Annotated in this window: 21 protein-coding genes; 6 read left to right on the top strand and 15 right to left on the bottom strand. The window is 71.9% G+C overall.

Annotation, left to right across the window (positions count from 1 at the left end):
• Nucleotides 1–22 precede the first annotated feature (22 nt).
• The 10 genes from OHT74_RS19505 to OHT74_RS19460 all read right to left on the bottom strand — a co-directional run bounded on the left by OHT74_RS19505 (nucleotide 23) and on the right by OHT74_RS19460 (nucleotide 11,845).
• Nucleotides 23–1,000 (bottom strand): NAD(P)H-quinone oxidoreductase, encoded by a 978-nt coding sequence (locus tag OHT74_RS19505; protein ID WP_328620923.1) that lies wholly within the window; start codon nucleotides 998–1,000, stop codon nucleotides 23–25.
• A gap of 57 nt (nucleotides 1,001–1,057) precedes the next feature.
• Entirely contained in the window at nucleotides 1,058–2,158 is a 1,101-nt protein-coding gene (locus tag OHT74_RS19500) for a potassium channel family protein (RefSeq protein ID WP_266665696.1), read from the bottom strand.
• Nucleotides 2,146–3,459, bottom strand: coding sequence for a molybdopterin molybdotransferase MoeA (locus OHT74_RS19495; protein ID WP_266665695.1), 1,314 nt, complete (start codon nucleotides 3,457–3,459; stop codon nucleotides 2,146–2,148). The genes OHT74_RS19500 and OHT74_RS19495 overlap by 13 nt, the downstream gene beginning before the upstream one ends.
• The gene (locus OHT74_RS19490; RefSeq protein WP_328620922.1) at nucleotides 3,456–4,325 is read right to left on the bottom strand and encodes an NTP transferase domain-containing protein; all 870 of its coding nucleotides are present in this window, start codon (nucleotides 4,323–4,325) and stop codon (nucleotides 3,456–3,458) included. The genes OHT74_RS19495 and OHT74_RS19490 overlap by 4 nt, the downstream gene beginning before the upstream one ends.
• A 109-nt stretch (nucleotides 4,326–4,434) precedes the next feature.
• Nucleotides 4,435–4,968, bottom strand: coding sequence for a bacterial proteasome activator family protein (locus tag OHT74_RS19485; RefSeq protein WP_030292759.1), 534 nt, complete (start codon nucleotides 4,966–4,968; stop codon nucleotides 4,435–4,437).
• Between the two features lie 93 nt (nucleotides 4,969–5,061).
• A complete protein-coding gene (locus OHT74_RS19480; RefSeq protein WP_328620921.1) occupies nucleotides 5,062–7,881 on the bottom strand; it encodes an FtsX-like permease family protein in 2,820 nt (939 codons plus the stop codon).
• Nucleotides 7,878–8,657, bottom strand: a complete 780-nt coding sequence (locus tag OHT74_RS19475) for an ABC transporter ATP-binding protein (RefSeq protein WP_266665692.1) — start codon at nucleotides 8,655–8,657, stop codon at nucleotides 7,878–7,880. Before OHT74_RS19475 ends, OHT74_RS19480 begins: the two co-directional genes overlap by 4 nt.
• 29 nt (nucleotides 8,658–8,686) lie before the next feature.
• On the bottom strand, nucleotides 8,687–9,334 hold the full coding sequence (locus OHT74_RS19470; RefSeq protein WP_266665691.1) for a PadR family transcriptional regulator: 648 nt from the start codon (nucleotides 9,332–9,334) through the stop codon (nucleotides 8,687–8,689).
• A 96-nt stretch (nucleotides 9,335–9,430) separates the two neighbouring features.
• On the bottom strand, nucleotides 9,431–10,030 hold the full coding sequence (locus OHT74_RS19465; RefSeq protein WP_328620920.1) for a hypothetical protein: 600 nt from the start codon (nucleotides 10,028–10,030) through the stop codon (nucleotides 9,431–9,433).
• A 126-nt stretch (nucleotides 10,031–10,156) separates the two neighbouring features.
• Nucleotides 10,157–11,845 (bottom strand): protein kinase domain-containing protein, encoded by a 1,689-nt coding sequence (locus tag OHT74_RS19460; protein WP_328620919.1) that lies wholly within the window; start codon nucleotides 11,843–11,845, stop codon nucleotides 10,157–10,159.
• 261 nt (nucleotides 11,846–12,106) lie between these two features.
• Here OHT74_RS19460 and OHT74_RS19455 point away from each other — a divergent pair, with 261 nt between their 5' ends.
• Nucleotides 12,107–13,657 (top strand): protein kinase domain-containing protein, encoded by a 1,551-nt coding sequence (locus OHT74_RS19455; RefSeq protein ID WP_443047439.1) that lies wholly within the window; start codon nucleotides 12,107–12,109, stop codon nucleotides 13,655–13,657.
• Nucleotides 13,658–13,730: 73 nt separating this feature from the next.
• Here the strand turns inward: OHT74_RS19455 and OHT74_RS19450 are convergent, their stop codons facing one another.
• Entirely contained in the window at nucleotides 13,731–14,147 is a 417-nt protein-coding gene (locus OHT74_RS19450; RefSeq protein WP_328620918.1) for a pyridoxamine 5'-phosphate oxidase family protein, read from the bottom strand.
• A gap of 89 nt (nucleotides 14,148–14,236) precedes the next feature.
• Nucleotides 14,237–14,899, bottom strand: coding sequence for a response regulator (locus OHT74_RS19445; protein ID WP_266665686.1), 663 nt, complete (start codon nucleotides 14,897–14,899; stop codon nucleotides 14,237–14,239).
• Between the two features lie 325 nt (nucleotides 14,900–15,224).
• On the opposite strand from OHT74_RS19445, the gene pdhA reads away from it, so the two are divergent.
• The 4 genes from pdhA to OHT74_RS19425 all read left to right on the top strand — a co-directional run bounded on the left by pdhA (nucleotide 15,225) and on the right by OHT74_RS19425 (nucleotide 19,944).
• Complete coding sequence (gene pdhA, locus OHT74_RS19440) at nucleotides 15,225–16,448, top strand: pyruvate dehydrogenase (acetyl-transferring) E1 component subunit alpha (protein ID WP_266665685.1); 1,224 nt, start codon at nucleotides 15,225–15,227, stop codon at nucleotides 16,446–16,448.
• Nucleotides 16,448–17,428 (top strand): alpha-ketoacid dehydrogenase subunit beta, encoded by a 981-nt coding sequence (locus OHT74_RS19435; RefSeq protein WP_266665684.1) that lies wholly within the window; start codon nucleotides 16,448–16,450, stop codon nucleotides 17,426–17,428. Before pdhA ends, OHT74_RS19435 begins: the two co-directional genes overlap by 1 nt.
• A gap of 12 nt (nucleotides 17,429–17,440) precedes the next feature.
• A complete protein-coding gene (locus tag OHT74_RS19430) occupies nucleotides 17,441–18,886 on the top strand; it encodes a dihydrolipoamide acetyltransferase family protein (protein ID WP_328620917.1) in 1,446 nt (481 codons plus the stop codon).
• 122 nt (nucleotides 18,887–19,008) lie between these two features.
• A complete protein-coding gene (locus OHT74_RS19425; protein ID WP_266999502.1) occupies nucleotides 19,009–19,944 on the top strand; it encodes a GNAT family N-acetyltransferase in 936 nt (311 codons plus the stop codon).
• Here the strand turns inward: OHT74_RS19425 and OHT74_RS19420 are convergent.
• Nucleotides 19,932–21,200: a hypothetical protein gene (locus OHT74_RS19420; RefSeq protein WP_328620916.1), complete on the bottom strand. Its 1,269-nt coding sequence runs from the start codon at nucleotides 21,198–21,200 to the stop codon at nucleotides 19,932–19,934. The genes OHT74_RS19425 and OHT74_RS19420 overlap by 13 nt on opposite strands.
• Before the next feature lie 192 nt (nucleotides 21,201–21,392).
• Between OHT74_RS19420 and OHT74_RS19415 the strand changes: the two genes are divergently transcribed.
• Nucleotides 21,393–22,157, top strand: coding sequence for a hypothetical protein (locus OHT74_RS19415; RefSeq protein ID WP_328620915.1), 765 nt, complete (start codon nucleotides 21,393–21,395; stop codon nucleotides 22,155–22,157).
• 6 nt (nucleotides 22,158–22,163) lie between these two features.
• Here the strand turns inward: OHT74_RS19415 and OHT74_RS19410 are convergent, their stop codons facing one another.
• Both OHT74_RS19410 and OHT74_RS19405 read right to left on the bottom strand, forming a co-directional pair.
• A complete protein-coding gene (locus OHT74_RS19410; protein WP_266665680.1) occupies nucleotides 22,164–22,580 on the bottom strand; it encodes a PPOX class F420-dependent oxidoreductase in 417 nt (138 codons plus the stop codon).
• Between the two features lie 80 nt (nucleotides 22,581–22,660).
• Nucleotides 22,661–22,858 carry a hypothetical protein gene (locus OHT74_RS19405; protein ID WP_328620914.1) on the bottom strand — a complete coding sequence of 66 codons (198 nt, stop codon included), beginning with the start codon at nucleotides 22,856–22,858 and terminating at the stop codon, nucleotides 22,661–22,663.
• Between the last annotated feature and the right edge of the window lie 10 nt (nucleotides 22,859–22,868).

Genomic DNA, 22,868 nt, shown 5'->3' with positions numbered 1-22,868 from the left:
GAGCTCCGCGCAGCGGGACCCGTCAGGTGGTCAGGAGCAGCTTGCCCACGTGCGTGCTCGATTCCATCGTGCGGTGGGCCTCGGCGGCGTCCCGCATGGGGAACGTGGCATGGACCACCGGGCGGACACGGTCCGCAGCAACCAGCGGCCATACATGCTCCCGTACGGCCGCGACGATGGCCGCCTTCTCCGCCGCCGGCCGCGCCCGCAGGGAAGTGGCCGTGATCGCCGCCCGCTTCGCCAGCAGCGCGCCCAGGTTGAGCTCGGCCTTCACCCCGCCCTGGAGCCCGATCACCGCGAGCCGGCCGTTCACGGCCAGGGCGTCCAGGTTCCGCGCCAGATACTTCGCGCCCATGATGTCCAGGATCACGTCCGCGCCGGCGCCGCCCGTCGCGGCCCGCAGCTCCGCCACGAAGTCCTGCTCGCGGTAGTCGATCAGGATGTCCGCGCCCAGGTCCTTGCAGCGGGCCAGCTTCTCCGGGCCGCCGGCCGTCACCGCGACCGTCGCGCCGACCGCCTTCGCCAGCTGGATCGCCATCGTGCCGATGCCGCTGGAGCCGCCGTGCACCAGCACCGTCTCGCCGGGTCGAAGCCCCGCCACCATGAACACGTTCGACCACACGGTGCAGACCACCTCGGGCAGCGCCGCCGCCGTCACCAGGTCCACGCCGGCCGGGACCGGCAGCAGCTGGCCCGCCGGGACGGCGACCCGCTCCGCGTACCCGCCGCCGCCGAGCAGCGCGCACACCTCGTCGCCCACCGCCCAGCCGGACACCCCCGGCCCGACGGCGGCGATCCGCCCCGAGCACTCCAGTCCGGGGTAGCGGGAGGCGCCGGGCGGGGGATCGTAGAACTCCTGGCGCTGGAGGATGTCGGCGCGGTTCACGGCGCTCGCCGCGACGTCGACGAGGACCTCGCCCTCGCCGGCCACCGGATCGGGTACCTCGGCCCAGACGAGGGCCTCGGGGCCGCCGGGCTGTTCGATGGTGATCGCATGCATGGCCCGGAGAGTACGCCAACCCGGCGCCCCGTCGGCCAAGCGGCCTCGGGACAGCCCTTAGTCGGCGGGTCCCCTCGTCATCGGAGGCGAGGCGAGCGGAGCCGCGCGCACGATGGTGATGAGACGGTCCGTCAGCTGGAGCGGACTCGCGTGCGGGTCGTCGTACGCGAGCAGCCGGTGCCCGCGCAGCACGCTCACCACCAGGTCCTCCGTCTCCCGTACGCCCTTGCCGGCCTCGGCCTTCCTCACGGGCCGTTCCACCAGGTCCAGCCCGCTGCCCTGGTGGATCAGGTCCTCCATCACCGTGCCGGCGCTCGGGCTCAGCACCGAGAGCCCCAGCAGCCGGCCGGCCGCGCTCGCGCTCGTGATGACCGCGTCCGCACCCGACTGGCGCAGCAGCGGCGCGTTCTCCTCCTCGCGGACCGCCGCGACGATCTTCGCGCCGCGGTTCATCTGCCGAGCCGTCAGCGTGACCAGCACGGCGGTGTCGTCGCGCTGCGTGGCGATGACGATCTGACGGGCCTTCTGGAGCTCGGCACGGAGCAGTACATCGGAGCGGGTGGCGTCCCCTACGACTCCGGTGAAGCCCTCCGCGTTGGCCGTGTCGATCACCTTGGCGCTCGGGTCCACGATGACGACCTGCTCCTTCGGGAGGCCGGTGGCCAGCAGCGTCTGCAGGGCAGAGCGGCCCTTGGTGCCGAAGCCGACGACGACCGTGTGCTCACGCAAGTTCTTCCTCCAGCGGCTCAGCCGCCACTCTTCGCGGGTCTTCTCGGTCAGGACTTCCAGTGTGGTTCCGACCAGGATGATCAGGAAGAGCACGCGCAGGGGCGTGATGAGCAGGATGTTGGTCAGCCGCGCGCTGTCGCTGTACGGGACGATGTCGCCGTAGCCGGTCGTCGACAGGGTCACCGTGGCGTAGTAGACGCAGTCGAGGAAGTCGACCGTCTCGTTGGCGTTGTCGTGGTACCCGTCGCGGTCGAGCCACACGATCAGGACCGTCAGGAACAGCACGAACAAGGCCATCAACAGGCGTTTGCCGACCTGCCGGAGCGGTTTCTCCACCACGCGCTTGGGCAGTTTGATACGCCGTGAGGCGAGTTTCTCGTCTGCGCCACGGGCCATTGCGTCCTGGCCGTGGAGTTTCACGTGAAACATCCTCCCGAGACCCACGGCAGATCCAGGATCTCGAGGTCCTGCCCGTCGTGCGCTCCGTGCGGCGGTACGACGGCCAGCCCGTCGGCGGCGGCCACCCCGCGCAGCATCGCGGGGCCGTTGTAGCGCAGCGGTACGGCGTGCTCGTCGGTCAGCAGGACGGGCACGAGCCGGGTGTCGTACGGGTGGCCGGGTACGTCGCCCTGCACCGGGACCGTGTACCGGGGCCGCTGGCGGCGGCCGGCGAGGGCGCGCAGCAGCGGTTCGGCGAGGGTCAGCAGCCCGGAGACGGCGGCGAGCGGGTTGCCGGGAAGGCCGACCAGGTGGCGGACCGGGTCCTGGCCGCAGGCCCTGTCACCGAGCCGGGCCAGCAGCATGGGGTGCCCGGGGCGTACGGCGACCCCGTCGACCAGCAGCTCGGCGCCGGCCTCGTGCAGGACGGGGTGGACGTGGTCGACGGGGCCGGAGGCGGTCCCGCCGGTGGTGAGGACCAGGTCGGCGTCGGAGCACGTGATGGCGTCCAGCAGGGCCTTGGCGCCGGCCGGGTCGTCGCCGAGCTGCCGGGTGGCGGTGACCTCGGCGCCGAGCCGGGTGAGCCAGGGGCCGAGCATGGGGCTGAGGGCGTCCCGGATCAGCCCGTCGTGCGGGCGGCCTTCGGTGAGCAGTTCGTCGCCGAGCACCAGGATCTCGACGCGGGGCCGGGGCCGGGTGGTGAGTTCGTCGTACCCGGCGGCCGCGGCGAGCCCCAGGACGGCCGGGGTCACGAGGGAGCCGGCGGGCAGCAGCAGATCGCCGGAGCGGCACTCCTGGCCGCGCGGGCGGATGTCCTGGCCGGTGAGGACGGCCCGGTCGGCGTGCAGCTGGGTGCCGGACTCGCGGGAGTGCTCGCTGCGGATCACGGCGGTGGTGTCGGCGGGGATCCGGGCGCCGGTGGCGATGCGTACCGCCTCGCCGTCGGCCAGCGGCTCGGGGCGGTCGGAGCCGGCCAGCACCCCGCCGCCGGGGCGGACGGTCCAGGGGCCGGGGCCGGCGACGGCCCAGCCGTCCATGGCGGAGGTGTCGAAGGACGGCAGATCGGTGAGGGCGTCCAGGGACTGGGCCAGCACCTCGCCCAGCGAGTCGGCGAGGGGGACCCGGTGGGTGCGGGGCCGGACGCCGGAGCCGGCGCGGGCGGCGGCCTCCCGGGCCTGCGGCCAGGCGGCGGCGCGGTGGGCGCCGGCCGCACCGGACCGGGGATCGCGGCTGACCAGGGCCAGGGCCTCGTCGAGGGCCCGGAGGGCGTGGTCGGCGTCGGTGGGGGTCATCCTGAGCCGTTCTGTTCGGCCTCGGCCTCGGCTTCGGCGGCCCAGCGCAGGGCCAGGTCGGCTGCCTTGCGGGAGGCCTCGGCGACGGCGGTGGCGGGGTCGGTGCCGGTGGCTTCGGCCTGGGCGGCCGCGTAGCCGACCAGGAAGGTGGTCAGGGGGGCGGCGGGCCGGGCGACACCGTGTGCGGCGTCGCGGGCGAGGTCGAGCAGGGTCTTGGTGTCGACGGCGAGGTCGATTCCCAGCTCGGTCTTGACGGCGGTGATCCATTGGTCCAGCACGCTTCCATGCTCCCTGATCCTGGCGCGGGCAGATGCGAGATCGTCCCAGGTGTCGCAGTCGAAGGAGGCGAGTGGCGCAGTGTCCGTCACCTTTGCCAGATCCAGCTCGGCGGTGAGGGCGCGCAGGGGGAGGCCGGAGAGGCTGCCGTGCTCGGTCGCCAGGAGGGCGATCTCGCGGCGCAGGGGTTCGGCGCGGTAGGCGGCGACGAGCGGCTGGTCGCGGCCGGTGGGGTCGCGCAGGAGGGCGCCGTCGCCTCCGGCGGCGGGGGCGTGGAGGAGGGCGTGGACCGTGGCCCGGTCGAGGAACGGGAGGTCGGCGGAGAGTACGAGGACCAGCTCGGCGGTGGTCTGGCGCAGACCGGCGTCGAGGGCGGCGACGGGGCCGGCGCCGGGCGGGTCCTCCCGGGTCCAGTGGACCGGGCGGGAGGTGGGGCGGCGGCCGCCGACGACGACGGTGGTGGTGGCGTCCGTGCAGGCGTCCAGGACGCGGTCCAGGAGGGCGCGGCCGCCCACGTGGAGGGCGGGTTTGTCCGCGCCGCCGAGTCGTCTTGCGGCGCCGCCGGCCAGGACGATCGCGTCGTAGGTCATACCCATGAGTATGCGCGGGCCATGTCCCCGGTGGGGAGACGTACTTACCGGAGGCAAAACGCCGGCGGGGCCGGAAGCGCGCACGCTTCCAGCCCCGCCACGCCGTTGCTTACAGGTACGGGCCCGAGCGGATGGCGCCGTGGGCGTCTTCCTCGTCCGTCGGGGCGCCCGGCGGGAGGGCGCGGCGCATCTGTTCCAGCTGGGCCCGCGCTGCCATCTGCTGCGCGAACAGGGCCGTCTGGATGCCGTGGAACAGGCCTTCCAGCCAGCCCACCAACTGGGCCTGCGCAATGCGCAGTTCCGCCTCGGAGGGGATCGCTTCCTCCGTGAACGGGAGCGACAGGCGCTCCAGTTCCTCGACCAGTTCAGGAGCCAGACCGTCCTCCAGCTCCTTCACGGACGCTGCATGGATGTCCTTGAGACGGACCCGGCTGGCCTCGTCCAGAGGTGCGGCGCGGACCTCTTCCAGAAGTTGCTTGATCATGCTGCCGATCCGCATGACCTTGGCGGGCTGTTCGACCATCTCCGTCACCGGGACCTCGCGCGACTCGTCATCGGCGCCGCCGACCGGCATCCCGTCCTGTCCCACGATCAGGCCGTGCGGGGGGCTGTCCTGCGACCGTTCACTCCTCGGCATCTCCATGCCGTCATTCTCTCGCACACCGTCGTACTCACACGGTGTGCCCCCGTACGGGCGTGATCCACCCTGTACGGGGGCGTGAACGCACAGTGACCGTCAGCCCGCCGCGCGCCGGGCCATGGCGCCGCTGGACTTGGTGACCAGGGCCGCCAGCAGGGCCGCGCCCAGCGGGACCACGACGAGCAGCCCGCCGAGGGTCTCCCACGGCACCGCGATCGGCACGTACAGCACGTCCCTCGCGTCGCCGGCCATCTCCAGGAGGTGTTCCGACTCCCGCCGCTGGACGAGCCGCAGGCCGACCGCCGGCAGGATGCCCGCCACCGAACCCAGGACCACGCCCATCAGGGCCACGACCCCGCACTGGAAGCCGCTGAGCGTCCGCCGCACCCGCGGCGGTGCACCGACCGCCGCCAGGGTCTTCAGATCGGCCTCGGCATCGGCCTGCGCGAGACCGGTGGCGATGCCCGCCGCGCCGATCGTGACCAGGCCCGCGAAGACGGTGAGGGCCAGCATCGTGATGTCGGCCTCGGCCTGGTAGCCGGCCTCGATGGTGACGGGGGCCTCCACACCGATCTGGTCGATCCGCCCGGCCACCCGCTGCTTCTGGCGGCTGGTGGCCGTGCCGTCCAGGGTGAAGTACGAGGCGAACGGCACGGTGGTCAGCCCGGCGCCCTTGGCCGCGGCGGGCGGCAGGATGAGCTCCAGGCCGTACCCCTCCGTGGTGTCGGACGCCTGGTGGACGGCGAAGACCTTGTCCTGCCCCTTCGGATCGACCCCCGGCTCGAAGGCGTCGTTCTTGTTGTCGATCAGCCGTACGGTGACCTTGCCCTCCTTGATGTTGCGCTTGTCGAAGGAGACGCCCTTGCCCTCCTTCAGGGCGGACGCCGCGCCCGGATCGGTGACCGCGAGCGCCGTCAGCAGCTTCTCGTCGGCGACGACCACGACGAACTGCGCGGAGTGGCGGTTGTACTGGCACCGCGGGTCCTTGCGCAGCGCCTTCTTCTCCGCCTGGCTGAACGCGTCTGGATCCTTGGCCTCGTAGAGCGGGCAGCGCTGCTCCTTGGGCCGCATGATCTCGGCCCGGCCGCAGCCATCGCGGCCGGTGAACTTCTCGCAGCCGGGCTTGCCGTACGAGATGTAGTCCACGTCCGCCCGTACGGCCAGCGGGAGTTCCTGCGCCACCGCCTCGCGGACGGCGCCCATGTCCTTGCTGCGGCCGAGCTCGTGGATGGTCACCATTCCCGCGCCGTCCGGGAGTGCGGCGATGTACTCGTGGCGGGCCTGCAGCTCCATGCTGTGCTGGTACGTGGCCACCGCGACGGTGCCGGCGACGGCGGCCAGGACGGCTGCCACGGCGGGGGCCGTGCGGCCCCGGTTGCGTACGGCGTCGCGCAGGGCGAGCCGCGGAGACAGCGGCAGCCAGCGCCCGAGCCGCCCGAACAGGCCGACCAGCACCGGGGTGAGGGCGACGATGCCCAGCTCGGCGATGGCGCTGCCGCCCGCCACGACGGTGGCGCCCATCGCGGAGGCCGTGCCGTAGAGGGCGATCGCGGCGCCGGTGGCGAGGGCGATCAGACCGAGGACGGGCAGCACCCGGTTGGCCCGGCGGACGCCGCGACGGCCGGTCAGCGAGGCCAGCACGGTCTGCCGGGAAGCGGTGACGGCCGGGACGATCGCGGCCAGCAGGCCGGTGACGACGGCGAGCAGGGCGATGCCGAGGATTTCCAGCGGGCGGAACGTGAATCCGCCGAAGCGCGCGCCGAGATTCTCCTCCAGCACCGGCCGCAGCCCCAGGGTGAGGGCGACACCGAGGACCGTGCCGGTGACGGCGGCCGCGGCGCCGATGACGAGGCCGCCGGAGAGCACGATGGCCCGGATGTGGCGCCGGTCGCCGCCGTTGGCGCCGACCAGGCCGAGCTGGCGGCGCGAGCGCCGGGCGCCGACCGCGAAGGCGGGTCCGGCCAGCAGGCAGATCTCCAGCATCGCGAGGCCGACGACGGTGGCCAGGACGGCCAGTTCGGTGATCGGGAGATCCTTGTCCCCGTAGTAGTAGCCCAGCTCCCTCTGCTGGACGATGTACGGCACCTCGGATTCGGCCGGCGGGTCGAGGTGCACGGCGCGGGAGACGACCTGCACGCTCTTCGCGTTGAGCTCCTTGACCATGTTCCACGTGAAACCATCGCCGCCGACCTTGACCAGGTAGGTGTCGGTGGCGACCACCCCGGGGACCCCGGCGGCCTGGAAGGCCTTGTCGAGCGGGGTCAGCAGGGTGCCGGGCAGGGCGAGGACCTCGGTCTTCTTGAGCTCGGACGGCAGCTCGTACGCGCCCACGATCCGGTACCAGGCGTCCGAACCGCGTGCGCGGAACTCGGAGCCCACGAAGAAGCCGGAGTCCTTCAGGAAGGCGGTCGTGGCGACGACCTCGCCCGCCTCCTGCGGCAGCCGCCCCCGCTTCATCTCGATCATGCCCTTGACCAGCGGGCTGGCCGCGTCGATCTCCCGCAGGTCGGCTTCCATCAGGCCGTACCGGGTGCGGATCTTGGAGTGCGCGGTGCTGTCCTTGAGGGACTGTGCGCCTGCCGGGATCACCGAGGTCAGCAGGTTCGGATTCGACTCCGCGCCGGGGACGTACTTGTCGTAGCCGCCGACGGGCGTCGAGTTCCTGCCCTCGACGTCCTGGTAGACGGGCCCGTTGAGGTTCGAATCGCTCAGCCGGGCGTCCGCCGTACCGATCTGACGGGACACCGTCTGTTCGGGGGAGAGCTGGGCGCTGCGCGTGGTGAGGTCTGCGGCGCTCACACCGACGATCGGCAGGGCGATCATCGCGAGGACGAGGGCGCTGCGTCCCTTGGCCCGCCAGGCGTCGCGGCGGGCGATCCGGATGGCCGCGATCCATGCGTGGTACGAGGATCTCACCGGCCGGCCGCCTGCCCCGAGAGCAGCGAATCGGCCTGGCTGCGCAGGGTCTCGTCGACCACGCTGCCGTCGCGCAGGAAGACCACGCGGTCCGCCCAGGCGGCGAACCGCGGTTCGTGGGTGACGAGGATGCCGGCGGCGCCCGCGTCGCAGCGCGAACGCAGCAGGGCGAGGACGGATTCGCCGGTCTCGGAGTCGAGGGCGCCGGTGGGCTCGTCCGCGAGGACCAGGCGGCGGTCGCCGACGAGGGCGCGGGCGATGGCCACGCGCTGCTGCTGGCCGCCTGACATCTCGTCGGGGAACCGGTCGGCGAGCTGCCCGAGGCCCATCTCCTCCAGGGCGGCCAGGGCCGAGACACGGGCCTTGCGGGCGGAGGTCCCGTCGAGTTCACGCGGCAGGGCCACGTTCTCGGCGGCGGTGAGGGCCGGGATCAGGTTGTAGTCCTGGAAGACGTACCCGATGCTGCGGCGGCGCAGCGCGGCCAGCTGCTTGCGGCTCGCGGTGGTGATGTCGGTGCCCTCGACGATGACATGGCCGCTGGTGGGCGTGTCGAGGCCGCCGGCCAGGGTGAGCAGCGTGGACTTGCCGGAGCCGGAGGGGCCCATGACGGCGACGAGTTCGCCGGGGTACACGGCCAGGTCGATCCCGCGCAGGGCGTGCACCTCGGTGGCGCCGCTGCCGTGCGTACGGGTGAGCTTGTCGAGCTGCAGCACGGGATGAGCGGGCCGTGCGGGCGGTACGGGCTGTATGTGGGGCGCGGACTGCTGGTCAGGCATGGGAGGTCCCCCCTGGGACGGTGATGGCGTCAGCTCCGCGGCGTGCGGGAGGCGCGGGGCTGGGGTGCGGTGACGGCGGCGTCGTCGGTTTCGGCGGCCTGCGGCGGTTCGGGCTCGGCTCTCCGGTCGGCCGGCAGGGAGAGCCGTACGAGCCGTGATTCCGAGTGGTCGAGCCAGCGGGCTTCGGCCTCGGTCTGGAAGATCAGCTGTTCCAGGACCAGCAGCCAGGCCACGTCGTCGCGTTCGCGGGACTTCCCGCTGTCGATCGCGACGAGCGCCTGCGCCTTGAGCCGGGTGTAGTCCTGCATCGCCTTGATCGTGGCGTGCCGCTGGGCCTGGATGACGGCGCGGATGTCCACGCCGGGGGCGCCCACGGCCATGGCGAGCTTGATGGACAGCTCGTCGCGGGGCGGGTTGGTGCGGTCGACGGGGCGCTCGTACCACTGGTGCAGTTCGGCGCGTCCGGAATCGGTGATGGCGTAGAGGGTGTGCCCGGCGGAGTCCTCGCCGCCGGGTGCGACGAGGCCGTCGCGTTCCAGCCGGGCGAGGGTGGTGTACACCTGCCCGACGTTGAGCGGCCAGGTGGAGCCGGTGCGGGATTCGAACTCGGTACGCAGCTGAGAGCCGTACCGAGGACCCCTTTCCAGCAGGGCGAGAAGGCCGTGGCGGATCGACATACTCAGTATGTATACCGAGTATGCCGACCGCCGCAACCGTCCTGAGGAGTAGGCCGGAAGGGGGAGGAGGGGCCTCGCGTCCCACCCGGGGCGGGGTCAGATGCCCTTGCGCAGCCGCATCCCGAGGTAGCCCAGACCCAGCCCCATCAGGGCGAATCCGGTGCCGAGCGGCAGTATGTGCGCGGCCAGGTCGGCGGCGCGCTCGTTCGGCCCGGTGCCGAGCGCGGTGACCGTGGACGGCGGGCTGGGCGGTACCGGGGGCACCGGGGGCACCGGCTGGACCGGCTTCGGGCCGGCCGGCCGGTGGTACGGGCGCACCGGGAGGGGGCGGGCGGCCAGCACGGTGTCCGGGTTCGCGGGCTCGGCCGCCGGCCGCCCGGGCCGCTCCCGCCCGACCCCGGCGGCGCTGCCGGCGAGCTCCTCGTACGCCTCGTGGGGTACGTCGGCCACCGGGTCGGTGCCGGCGGTGTCGCCGGTGTCGCCGGTGTCGTCCGGATCGGCCTTCGGGGCCTTGCCGGGAGCCCGGGCGGAGGAGTCCGCAGCGGCCGGCGCGAGCGGGCGTACGGCCGCGGCGAGGCCGGCGGGGGACGACGCGGCGGCGGACGAGGCCGACGAGGCGGACGCGGCGGGGGACAGCGTGGCGGCGGCCACTGCGGCCCCGGCCAGCCAGCGCTGTGCGCGGAGGCGTTGAGTCACGGGGGCCCCTCCCGTCCCGAGCGCCGAGATGTTGTGCTCAGGTTGCCACGGTGGAACAAAACGGGCATCCCGGGCGCCCCGTAGGGTTCGCCCGGGATGTCGTCCGGTTGATCCTTGTTGCCCCGACTACTCCGGATTGCCGGTCGACACGGTCAGCGTGTACTCCGTGCCTTCCTTGTCGATCTTGTCGCCGGGCCGCGGGTTCTGGTCGAGCACGGTGTCCTTGCCGTACACGGCCTCGTCCTTCTCGACGATCTTGTACTTGCCGCCGGAGGCCTGGATGCACTCCTTGACCGAGAGCAGGTTCTTGTAGCGCAGGTCGGGCGCCGTGTACTTGGTGGCGTCGCTGTAGTGCTTGCTCGGCTCCTTGCACTTGGACGACTCGATCGTGCGCGAGAGGTCCGGTCCCTTGAAGCCGGCCTTGGCCGAGGCGGACGTGGAGGCCCCGGGCGACGCGGAACTGCCGTCGGCCTTGTCCTTGTCGCCGTCGCCGTTCATCGAGATCGCGGCGATCAGACCGCCGACGGCCAGCACCGCCACCGCGATGGCGCCCACGATCACCGGCATGTTCCGCTTGTCGCCGCTCCCGGAGCCCCCGCCGGCCGGGGCCGCGGTGGTCGCCGGCGAGATCGTGAACGGCGGCGGGGTCTGCGGCGCGTAGTGCTGCTGCTGGTGCGAGACCGGCTGCTGCTGGGGCGGGTACGCGTAGCCGCCCTGCCCGTGCGGCTGCGCCACCGGCGGCGGGGTCGGCGCGTACGGGGACGGCGCCGGAGTCGGCGCGTACGGCTGCTGCACCGACTGGGCCGGGGGCGTCTGGAACCCGGAGTCCACCGGCGGGAACACGGCCGAGCCCACACCCGCGCCGCTGGCTCCGGTGTGCGAGCCCGGGACGATGACCGGGGCACCGGTCTGGCCGGCCGACAGCACCCGCGCGAGCTCGTCGCGCATGGCGGCGGCCGTGGGGAAGCGCTCGTTCGGGTTCTTCTTCAGGGCGCGCGCCACCAGGGCGTCCATCGCCGGGGTGACGGAGCGGTTGATGGAGGACGGGGCGACCGGCTCCTCCTGTACGTGCGCGTACGCGATGGCCAGCGGCGAGTCCGCGTCGAACGGGATCCGGCCCGTCAGCAGCTGGAAGAGCATGATGCCGACCGAGTACAGGTCGGAGCGGGCGTCCACGCCGCGCCCCAGCGCCTGCTCGGGCGACAGGTACTGCGGGGTGCCGACGACCATGCCGGTCTGCGTCATCGAGGTGACTCCGGACTGCATGGCCCGGGCGATGCCGAAGTCCATCACCTTGACGATGCCGCGCTTGGTCATCATCACGTTGCCGGGCTTGATGTCGCGGTGGACGAGGCCCATCTCGTGGCTGACCTCCAGCGCGGCCAGCACGTCGGCCGTCACCTTCAGCGCCTTGTCCGCGGGCATCGCCCCGTACTGGCGGATGTCCGTCTCGAGCACGGAGCCGAGCGGCTGGCCCTCCACGTACTCCATCACGATGTACGGCATCACCGCGGCGTCGCCGGCCCCGCGGTTGCTGAACGTCACTTCGCCTTCGCCCGTATCGAAGACTGAGACGATGTTCGTGTGCGACAGTTTCGCAACAGCCTGTGCCTCACGGCGGAAGCGCTCGCGGAACGACTGTTCACGGCCGAGATCGCTGTGCAGGGTCTTGATGGCGACCTGCCGGTCGAGCGCCGAGTCGTACGCCAAGTACACGGACGCCATACCGCCCGCACCCAGCAAGTCCCTTAGCTGGTAACGGCCACCGGCCAGAGAGCCGCCCGCGTACTGGCCCTGAGTGCCGTCCTGGCTCATGACTGTTGCTTCCCCTCGGGATGTGTCCCTACGCCTCTGGCTGAGCGCATGTCGGGCCCAGTCTGCCGGAGGGCAAGCACACGTCAAGCCGGGTGCCCGTTCCGTGACCACGGGTCACGGCGCGCCATTGTCCGAACGGCGACCTGTTCCGAGGCTGTAGCGTTCATCGGAGCACCCGAAAAGGACCTACCGCTGAGCGGCGGCCGAGAGAGACGACGGCGAGGACTGATGGCACCCGAACCCGAGGGAAACGGCGCCGGGATGGCCGATGGTCCTGAGCATTGGGGAGCCGGCGGCCTGGTCGGCGACGGCCGCTACCGGCTCACCCACCGCCTGGGGCGCGGCGGCATGGCGGAGGTGTTCGCCGCCGAGGACGTACGCCTGGGCCGGACCGTCGCCGTGAAGCTGCTGCGCGCCGACCTCGCCGAGGACCCGGTCTCCAAGGCCCGCTTCACGCGTGAGGCGCAGTCGGTCGCCGGGCTCAACCACCACGCCGTCGTCGCCGTGTACGACTCCGGCGAGGACAAGGTCGGCCCCAGCACCGTCCCGTACATCGTCATGGAGCTGGTCGAGGGCCGCACCATCCGCGACCTGCTGATCAGCGCCGAGGCCCCGGGTCCCGAGCAGGCGCTCATCATCACCTCGGGCGTGCTGGAAGCCCTCGCGTACTCGCACCAGCACGGCATCGTGCACCGCGACATCAAGCCCGCGAACGTCATCATCACCGAGACCGGCGCGGTCAAGGTGATGGACTTCGGCATCGCCCGCGCCCTGCACGGCGCCCAGTCGACGATGACGCAGACCGGCATGGTCATGGGCACCCCGCAGTACCTCTCCCCCGAGCAGGCGCTCGGCAAGGCGGTGGACCACCGCTCCGACCTGTACGCGACCGGCTGTCTGCTGTACGAACTGCTCGCGCTGCGTCCCCCGTTCACCGGCGAGACCCCGCTGTCGGTGGTCTACCAGCACGTGCAGGACGCGCCGGTCCCGCCCTCGCAGCTGCCGGAGGGCCACCACATTCCGCAGGAGCTCGACGGCCTCGTCATGCGCTCCCTCGCGAAGGACCCGGACGACCGGTTCCAGAGCGCCGAGGAGATGCGCGGGCTGGTCCAGTACGCGCTGCAGATGCTGCACGACCAGGGGCCGAACACGGGCACCTGGAACACCGGCCCGGTCAGCATGGCCCTGCCGCACGGGCGCGGCGGCGCGGCGCAGACCACGGCGATGCCGCTGGGCCCGGCCGGCGGCCAGCAGAATTACCCGGCGCACGCCATGACCTCGCAGTTCCAGCAGCCGATGGTGCCGCCGCTGAACCCGGACGACGGCTCGGCCTTCCCCGGCGGGGGCGGGTACGACAACCACGGCCACGGCGGTGGACCGGGCGGCCAGGGCGGCTACGACGGCTACGACGACCGCGGCAGCAGCCGGTGGAAGCTGTGGCTGTTCGCGGTGCTGGCGATCGTCGCGATCGCGGGCGGCGTGGCGTACGCCGTCAGCTCCGTGTCGGACAAGAACAAGGACGACAGCGTTCCGTCCACCGTCCAGAGTTCCTCGAGCGGCCAGCAGACGACCCCGTCCCCGCAGCAGAGCACGCCGTCGCACGACACGCAGCCCTCGCGCTCGTCGGAGGAGTCCGTGCCGCAGCCGAGCCGCAGCAAGTTCACGCCGAGCTTCAGCCCGTCGACGTCGCCTTCGACCAGCCCGTCGACGTCGGCGTCGAGCAGTCCGTCGAAGTCGGCGTCGAAGTCGCCGCCGCCGTCGAAGAGCGTGAGCCCGCCGGTGGACCCGCCGAATCCGGTTGACGAACCTTAGGCGTTACGAGTGAACGGGCCCGGCGGAATTCGATTCCGCCGGGCCCGTTCGCGTTGATCGGTGAATGCGCAGCTCAGAGGGCGTGCTGGTACTCCCGGTCCGGATTTCCGGCCAGCGCGTGCACGGTGACGAACTGGGGCTCGATGCGCATGTAGACGGGGTCGAAGACCGCGCCGTCCACGAAATGCGGGACCGGTCCGAACAACTCGAGTTCAGGGGCGGTCGGCTCGACGATCCGGGCCGTTCCCGTGAACTGCACGGACCACAAGCCGCGGTCCCGGGAATTGAAGTTGTCGGCGCCATAGGCCACCACGCTGCCGTTGCACGCCTGGTGATAGCCGAAGCCGGCGTGCATTCTCAGGACCACCTCGCCGTCCACCACGACGTGGCGGGCGAGGGCGAGGAAGGGGAGCGCGCGCAGGCTGGTGGCCACCCTGCCGTACGGCACCCGGCGCAGCAGTTCGATGGCGTGGAGTTCCTCCGGTGACATGCGTCCACTCTCCGGTGCGGATGCTCCGCCGGAAAAGAGGAAGGCGCCCCGACGATCTGGGACGTTGGTCCCGAGTGGACGGACCGGGGTCAGGCCCGCTTCTCGGCCTGCAGCCGGGCCACGTACGCGGCGGCCTGGGAGCGGCGCTCCATGCCCAGCTTGGACAGCAGGCTGGAGACGTAGTTCTTGATGGTCTTCTCGGCCAGGTGCAGGCGCTCGCCGATGACGCGGTTGGTCAGGCCCTCGCCGATCAGGTCGAGGATCTTCCGCTCCTGCTCGGTGAGGTTGGCCAGGCGGTCGTCGCCCCTGCCGTTCTTGCCGTCGCGCAGCCGCTCCAGCACGCGCGCGGTGGCGACCGGGTCCAGCAGCGACTTGCCGGCCGCGACGTCCCGTACGGCGCTCAGCAGCTCATTGCCGCGGATCGCCTTGAGCACGTAGCCCGAGGCCCCGGCCATGATCGCGTCGAACAGTGCCTCGTCGTCGGCGAACGAGGTCAGCATCAGGCACTTGATGTCCTCGTCCTGGGAGCGGACCTCACGGCAGACCTCCACCCCGCTGCCGTCCGGCAGGCGCACGTCGAGGACGGCCACGTCGGGCCGGGTGGCGGGGATACGGACCAAGGCGTCCGCGGCGGTGCCCGCCTCGCCGACGATCTCGATGTCCTCTTCGACCGAAAGGAGCTCATGGACCCCGCGACGTACCACTTCGTGGTCGTCCAGGAGGAATACCTTGATTTTTCCGTCTTCGCGCACGAACTCAGTTTCACACACTCACCCCTTCCCTGACGTCGTTACCCGGGATAACGTGCCGTTGTTCCGGCCCCCTGCAAGGCTGTGACCAGTGGTTGTTCCCCGCACTGCGGATTTACTTGGAAATCCAAGCAAAAACGCAGGTCAAGTGGGGTTTCGCGGATATGCGGCGCACTGGGTAACGTGCATTGCGCAGGGCACTTGCCGGGGCACCTGTCACGCTCGAATCCGCACACGACGCGCACCCACCCCGTGCGCTGGTACGGATCCGGGTGAGCCGCACTGGACCCCGGAGAACCCGGGAGCCGGACCGACGGAGGAGCAACACGTGACCGTGGAGAGCACTGCCGCGCGCAAGCCGCGACGCAGCAGCGGCACCAAGCGGGCGGCAGGCGCGGAGAGCGCCGCCAAGGCCCCCGCTGCCAAGGCTGTCGCCACCGCGCAGAACGCCGAGCCCCAGCTCGTACAGCTGCTGACGCCCGAAGGGGAACGGGTCAGCGCCGCAGACAATCCCGATGCTGCGGAGTTCCTGTCCTTCGTCGAGGACATCACCACCGAGGACCTGCGCGGGCTCTACCGCGACATGGTCCTGACCCGCCGTTTCGACGGCGAGGCGACGGCCCTGCAGCGTCAGGGCGAGCTGGGTCTGTGGGCCTCGCTGCTCGGCCAGGAGGCCGCGCAGATCGGCTCCGGCCGGGCGCTGCGCGACGACGACTACGTCTTCCCGACCTACCGCGAGCACGGTGTGGCCTGGTGCCGTGGTGTCGACCCGACGAACCTGCTCGGCATGTTCCGCGGTGTGAACCACGGTGGCTGGGACCCCACGATCAACAACTTCCACCTGTACACGATCGTCATCGGCTCGCAGACGCTGCACGCGACCGGTTACGCGATGGGTGTGGCCAAGGACGGCGCCGACTCGGCGGTCATCGCCTACTTCGGCGACGGCGCGTCCAGCCAGGGCGACGTGGCCGAGGCGTTCACCTTCTCGGCCGTCTACAACTCCCCCGTGGTGTTCTTCTGCCAGAACAACCAGTGGGCGATCTCCGAGCCGACCGAGCGCCAGATGCGCGTGCCGCTGTACCAGCGCGCCCAGGGCTTCGGCTTCCCGGGCGTCCGCGTCGACGGCAACGACGTCCTGGCCTGCCTGGCGGTCACCCGCTGGGCGCTGGAGCGGGCGCGCCGCGGCGAGGGCCCGACCCTGGTCGAGGCGTTCACGTACCGCATGGGTGCGCACACCACCTCCGACGACCCGACGAAGTACCGCCGGGACGAGGAGACGCAGGCCTGGGAGGCGAAGGACCCGATCCTGCGCCTGAAGACGTACCTGCTGGCGAGCGGCGGGGCGGACGAGGCCTTCTTCGAGGCCCTGGAGGCCGAGAGCGAGACGCTGGGCAAGCGGGTGCGCGAGGTCGTGCGCGCCATGCCCGACCCGGACACCATGGCGATCTTCGAGAACGTCTACGCGGACGGGCACGCGCTCGTCGACGAGGAGCGCGCCCAGTTCGCCGCCTACCTCGCTTCCTTCGAGTCGGCCGAGGAGGGTCACTGATGGCTGCCCTGAAGATGTCGATCGCGAAGGCGCTCAACGAGTCCCTGCGCAAGGCCCTGGAGACGGACCCGAAGGTCCTGATCATGGGCGAGGACGTGGGCAAGCTGGGCGGTGTCTTCCGGATCACCGACGGCCTGCAGAAGGACTTCGGCGAGGAGCGGGTCATCGACACCCCGCTCGCCGAGTCCGGCATCGTCGGCACGGCGATCGGCCTGGCGCTGCGCGGCTACCGCCCCGTGGTGGAGATCCAGTTCGACGGGTTCGTCTTCCCCGCGTACGACCAGATCGTCACGCAGCTCGCCAAGATGCACGCGCGTTCGCTGGGCAAGGTCAAGATGCCCGTCGTCGTCCGCATCCCGTACGCGGGCGGCATCGGCGCGGTGGAGCACCACTCCGAGTCCCCCGAGACGCTGTTCGCGCACGTCCCGGGCCTGAAGGTGGTCTCCCCGTCGAACGCGAGCGACGCGTACTGGATGCTCCAGCAGGCGATCCTCAGCGACGACCCGGTGATCTTCTTCGAGCCGAAGCGGCGCTACTGGGACAAGGGCGAGGTCGACACCGACGCCATCCCCGGCGAGCTGCACAAGGCGCGCGTGGCGCGCGACGGCTCCGACATCACCCTGGCCGCCTACGGCCCGATGGTGAAGGTCTGCCTGGAGGCGGCGGCCGCGGCGGCCGAGGAGGGCAAGTCGGTGGAGGTCGTGGACCTGCGCTCGATGTCCCCGATCGACTTCGACGGGCTGCAGGCCTCCGTGGAGAAGACCCGCCGGCTCGTGGTCGTCCACGAGGCCCCGGTGTTCCTGGGCACGGGCGCGGAGATCGCCGCCCGCATCACGGAGCGGTGCTTCTACCACCTGGAGGCTCCGGTGCTGCGCGTGGGCGGTTTCCACGCCCCGTACCCGCCGGCCCGCCTGGAGGACGAGTACCTGCCGGGCCTGGACAGGGTGCTCGACGCCGTCGACCGCTCGCTGGCGTACTGAGGAGCCACGTTCATGACCATCCGCGAATTCAAGATGCCCGACGTGGGCGAGGGCCTCACCGAGGCCGAGATCCTCAAGTGGTACGTCCAGCCTGGTGACACGGTCACCGACGGCCAGGTCGTGTGCGAGGTCGAGACGGCGAAGGCGGCCGTGGAGCTGCCGATCCCGTTCGACGGGGTCGTGCACGCGCTGCTCTTCGAGGAGGGCACCACGGTCGACGTCGGCCAGGTGATCATCTCCGTGCAGACGGGTCCGGCCGAGGCGGAGGCCCCGGCCGCTGCGGTGGCCGCCCCGGCTGCGGCCGCGGCTCCCGCCGAGGCGCCGGCCGCTGCGGCCCGTCAGCCGGTCCTGGTGGGCTACGGCGTCTCCGAGGCCTCGACGAAGCGCCGTCCGCGCAAGGCGGCGCCCGGCGCGTCCGCCGCGGCGGCGCCCGTCGCGCCGGCCGCGCCCGCCGCCGCACAGAACGGCACCGCCGCCGCGGCCGCCGGGCTGAACGGCAACGGCCACGCCGGCGGGGAGCGCCCGCTGGCGAAGCCGCCGGTGCGCAAGCTCGCCAAGGACCTCGGGATCGACCTGGCCTCCGTGGCGCCCACCGGGGAGGGCGGGGTCGTGACCCGCGAGGACGTGCACGCCGCCGCCGCGGCTGCGATCGCCCCGCAGGCCGCGGTCGCGCAGGCTCCGGCCGCCGCTGCCGCCGTGCCCGCCCAGGCCCAGGTCCAGGCCGTGGCTCCCGCCTCGGTTCCCGGCGGGGCTACGGCCCGCGAGACCCGGATCCCGGTCAAGGGCGTCCGCAAGGTCACCGCGCAGGCCATGGTCGGCTCCGCGTTCACCGCGCCGCACGTCACCGAGTTCATCACCTTCGACGTGACCCGCACGATGAAGCTGGTCCAGGAGCTCAAGGACGACCCGGACCTCGCCGGTCTGCGGATCAACCCGCTGCTCCTGATCGCCAAGGCCGTCCTCGTGGCCGTCCGCCGCAACCCGGACGTCAACGCGTCCTGGGACGAGGCGGCCCAGGAGATCGTGCTCAAGCACTACGTCAACCTGGGCATCGCGGCGGCCACCCCCCGCGGCCTGATCGTCCCGAACATCAAGGACGCCCACGCCAAGACGCTGCCCGAGCTGTCGGCGGCCCTGTCCGAGCTGGTCACCACGGCCCGCGACGGCAAGACCTCCCCGGCCGACATGCAGAACGGCACCATCACCATCACCAACGTCGGCGTCTTCGGCGTCGACACCGGTACGCCCATCCTGAACCCCGGCGAGTCCGCGATCCTCGCGGTCGGCGCGATCAAGCTCCAGCCGTGGGTCCACAAGGGCAAGGTGAAGCCGCGCCACGTCACCACGCTGGCGCTGTCGTTCGACCACCGGCTCATCGACGGCGAGCTCGGCTCCCGCTTCCTGGCGGACATCGCGGCCGTCCTGGAGCACCCGCGCAGGCTCATCACCTGGTCGTAGCGGCACCTGCTCACAGGCGCGCATCCGAAGGCCCCCTCGCCACCGCACTGCGAGGGGGCCTTCGGCGTACCGGAAAAGTCTTGGCCAGGGGCTCTGCCCGGTGTGATCATCAGGCCGTGACCGTGACCTACCGCGCTGCCATCGCAGACCCCACCGACATCGACCGCGCCGTCGCCTACCCGGCCGACGGGCCCGTCGAAGCCCTGTCCGCCGACAAGATCCGCGAGGAGCTCGCCGAGAACCGGTTCCGTCCCGAATGGATCTGGTGCGCCGAGGACGAGAACGGCGAGATCCTGGCCCGCGCACTGTGGTGGGGCCGCGCCGACAGCGAGCGCCCCATCGCGCTCGACTGCCTCCAGGTACGGGAATCCGTCGCCGACCCGGCGGGCGTCGCCGCTGCCCTGCTGGCCGCCGGGCACGAGGCCTTCGGGAACCTGCCGCTCTACAACGTCTCGCTGCCCGGCGACTGGCGGACCCGCCCCGACCTGGTCGAGGCCGTCGCCTGGCGCCAGGAGGCCGCGTACGAGGCGGGGCTGACCCGGGAGATCGAGCGGCTGCGCTACGAGTGGAGCCCGGCCGCCGGGACCGCGGAGCCCACGGGGCGCCTGGTGTTCCGCGAGGGCACCGACGAGGAGTTCCTCGAGGCCTTCGTCCGGCTCTCGGCCGGCAGCCTGGATCTGCACACACAGAACGAACTGCGCTCGATGGACGCCGAGCAGCTGGCCCGCGAGGACGTCGAGTTCTACCTCGACTGCCCCGGCGAGCGCTCCTGGTGGCGCCTGGCCGACCTCCCGGACGGCACCCTCGCGGGCATGGCCATCCCCTCCGCGACCCCGTACCACCGCAACGTCGGCTACCTGGGAGTCGTACCGGAGCAGCGCGGACGGGGCCTGATCGACGAGGTCCTCGCGGAGATCACCCGCTTCCACGCGGCCGCGGGCGCCGAGCGCATCACCGCGACCACGGACACCGTCAACGTGCCCATGGCCGCGGCGTTCGACCGCGCCGGCTACGAGGTCACGGAGATCCGCCTGGTGCTGGAGGCTCAGGAGGTGTAGTACCCCTGCACGTCGACGACCAGGTCGGTGCGGCCGTGCGGGTTGTACAGCTCGATGTAGCCGTCCGCGCTGACCGGGACGATCGTCATGGAGGCGACGTCCGTGCGGGTCCGGTAGTTCAGGTTGGACGTGCTCGGCGCGGGGGTGCCGGCGGCGTGGGCCGTGATGTGGCCGTCCTCGGTGGCGTTGGTCGAGGTCAGGTTGACGACCACGGCCGCGACGTTCGCGGGGACGCCGTTCAGCCCGGTCACCTTGACGCGGGTGCTGGAGCCCGGGCCGGCCTTGCCGGCCGGGGCGCCCTGGCCGATGCGGGTGTCCAGGACGCGGGTCGGGCTGGCGGGGACGAACAGGCCGCTGGTGCCGGCCTCGCCGTCGGGCACGTGGCGCTTGAACCGGCCGATGTAGTCGACGATCAGGTCGACCTCGCCGGCGTTGTTGTACAGGCCGAGGCCGCCGCGGCCCACGTCCATGTACGAGATGTTGGTGACGGTCTGGCCGGGCCCGAAGTTGAGGTCGGAGGTGTTCCAGACCTGCTGCCCGGCCGGGTAGACGGTGACGTGGCTGGCCTCGGTCGGCGCGGTGGCCGTGACCTGGAGGGCGAGCTCGGTGTCGGGCTGGGACGGGTCCATGACCGACGAGACGTCCGCGGCGAGCGCGTTCTGCTCGCCGGCGCCCACGCGGCCCTGGCGGTCGCCGATGGCGGTGCGGGTGTCGAGCAGTCGCTTGGGCGTGCCGATCGTGAACGTGGCCCCCGGGTAGGCGCCGTTGGCGCCCTTGGCGGTGTAGAAGCCCTGGAGGTCGACGACCAGGTGGGCGCTGCCGACGTGGTTGTAGAGGTCGACCACCCCGTTGGCGCCGACCTGCACGGTCACGCGGTTGGTGGTGACGGTCCGGCCCGCGGTGAAGTTGAGGCTGGAGACGACGGGCCTGGCCTGGCCGTCCGGGTAGGCGGTGACGAAGCTGTCGACGGTCGGGTCGACGACGGTCACGTTCATGACTACGGCGGTCGGGACGGCGCCGCTGCCCAGACGGAACGCATTGGCTATGTCGATCTTGGTGACGCTGTCCGTGCCCACCTTGCCGGACGGGGCTCCGTTGCCGACCCGGGTGTCGACGAGGCGGTAGTTGGACACGGAGAAGTAGGTGCTCTCGACCCCCACCTGCGGACCGCTCGCCGCAGCGGCGGTACCGATGGGCAGCAGGGTGCTGCCGGCCAGAACGATGGCGGCCAGCGCCGCGGCGCCGGATGCGCGCATGAGTTTCCCCCCAGGAAAATGGTGATCACGTGATCATGTGATCGCGCCAGCCATCTCATCACATGGCCTGTCTCCACGGGGTGATTTGACCTGGGAGCCGTCCCTGGGGCGGTGGGCGGTGGGCGGTGGGCGGTGGGCGGGGGGGCGGGGGCCGGTGAGAGGTAGCCTCCCGCCCGGGGAAGGGGGGCCGGGGTGGCCATCGCCGAGTTGCAGGTGTACTCCGTCGAGGAGGCCGACGTCACGGGCGGCGTGTGCGTGGTCCGCTGCCTCGGCGGGGTCGCGCGCGCCGGACAGGTCTACGCCGCCGGGGAACTGCGGCTCGGCCTGCGGCGGATCGAGCGGTACGGGCGCTCCGTGGCCTTCTTCGACGCGGGGCACGTGGCCAGGGTCCACCTCACGGGCGCTCTCGTCGCGCTGCTCACCCGGGGTCAGGTGCTGACCGCGGTCCCGCCCGGGGGGCATGCGCTCGAGGACATCGAGGCCTGGCTGGCCACCGACCCGCCGCTGCAGGACGAGCCGCATCCGCTGACGCTGCGGACCCTGGCCGTGGGCCGGATGCAGGGGGACTGGCTGCCCGAGGAGACGCGGCTGCGCTGGGGCCGGGTGGCGCTGGCCGCGACCTACCGCAAGGCGGAGTGGGCGGGGTCGCACGAGCTGGACCGCGCGGTCGAGGTGGCCGCCGTACGGGGCTACCTGATCCGGCAGTTCGGCCCGGGCCGCGGCGGCGACCCGGTATCCCTTTGCCGCGACGCGCTGGCGGTGATCGACCTGACCCCGGCCGAGGCGGCCGCGGAGGCCCGCATCTGGCGGGACCTGCCGCGACCCCGCATCCGGCACCTGCGGCGCATCAAGCTCCTGCTGCCCTGGACGGCCCTCGCACGACACCACCTCCCGGACGGAGACCCCCTCGCGGAGGCGGTGGACGCCTGGTCGGAGGTCAGGGCGCTGCTGCCCTAGCCGGCTCTAACCGGCCTTGGCGGCGTTGCCGAGCACCTTGGTCGGGGTGATGCGCACGACGACGCGGACGTTCTCGGACGGTGCCTCGGCGTACTCCTTGCCGGCGCCCGGCCCCAGGTACTGCTCCGAGATGCGGATGGCGACCTCGCGGCCCGCGTCCTCGGCGAGGGTGGCCGTCCCGCGGATCTCGACGTAGAGGAAGGGGTTGGCGGTGTCGAAGACGGTCAGCCCGACGCGCCCGTCACGCGCGATGTTCCGCTCCTTGCGGCGGCCCTGCTCGGTGGACACAAGCACATCGGCCCCGTCCCGGGCCACCCAGACCACCGAACTCTGAGGACTGCCGTCGGGGTTGAGGGTGGAGAGCACCGCCGGGTGCGGGGAGTCCAGCAGGCCGCGTACGGTCTCGTTCAACTCAATCGTCATGCGGGCGAGGCTAGTTGGGGGCTGCCGAGTCCGTACAGGAATGCGCTCCGACTGGGCGAAGTCGGGGCGGGGTGCCCCTGTCAGTCGATGGGTTCGCCGTCGTGTTCGCCGTCGATGCACGTCCACAGGCCCGTTGCGGAGTTGTACTCCACAGTGCCCTTGCTGGCGAGACATGTGGGCGCATCGACAGCGGGCGCGGCGGCTTGTGCGGCAGGGCTCATGACGCCGAGAACGGCCAGGATGACGGCGGCGGCGAAGCCGAGAAGTCGTGTATGCATGGGGACCTCC

Origin of the sequence: Streptomyces sp. NBC_00354, assembly GCF_036106915.1 — a bacterium.
Classification (GTDB): Bacteria; Actinomycetota; Actinomycetes; order Streptomycetales; family Streptomycetaceae; genus Streptomyces.
Note: the sequence above shows the minus strand (reverse complement) of the source record. Positions and strands in the feature narration are given on the sequence as shown.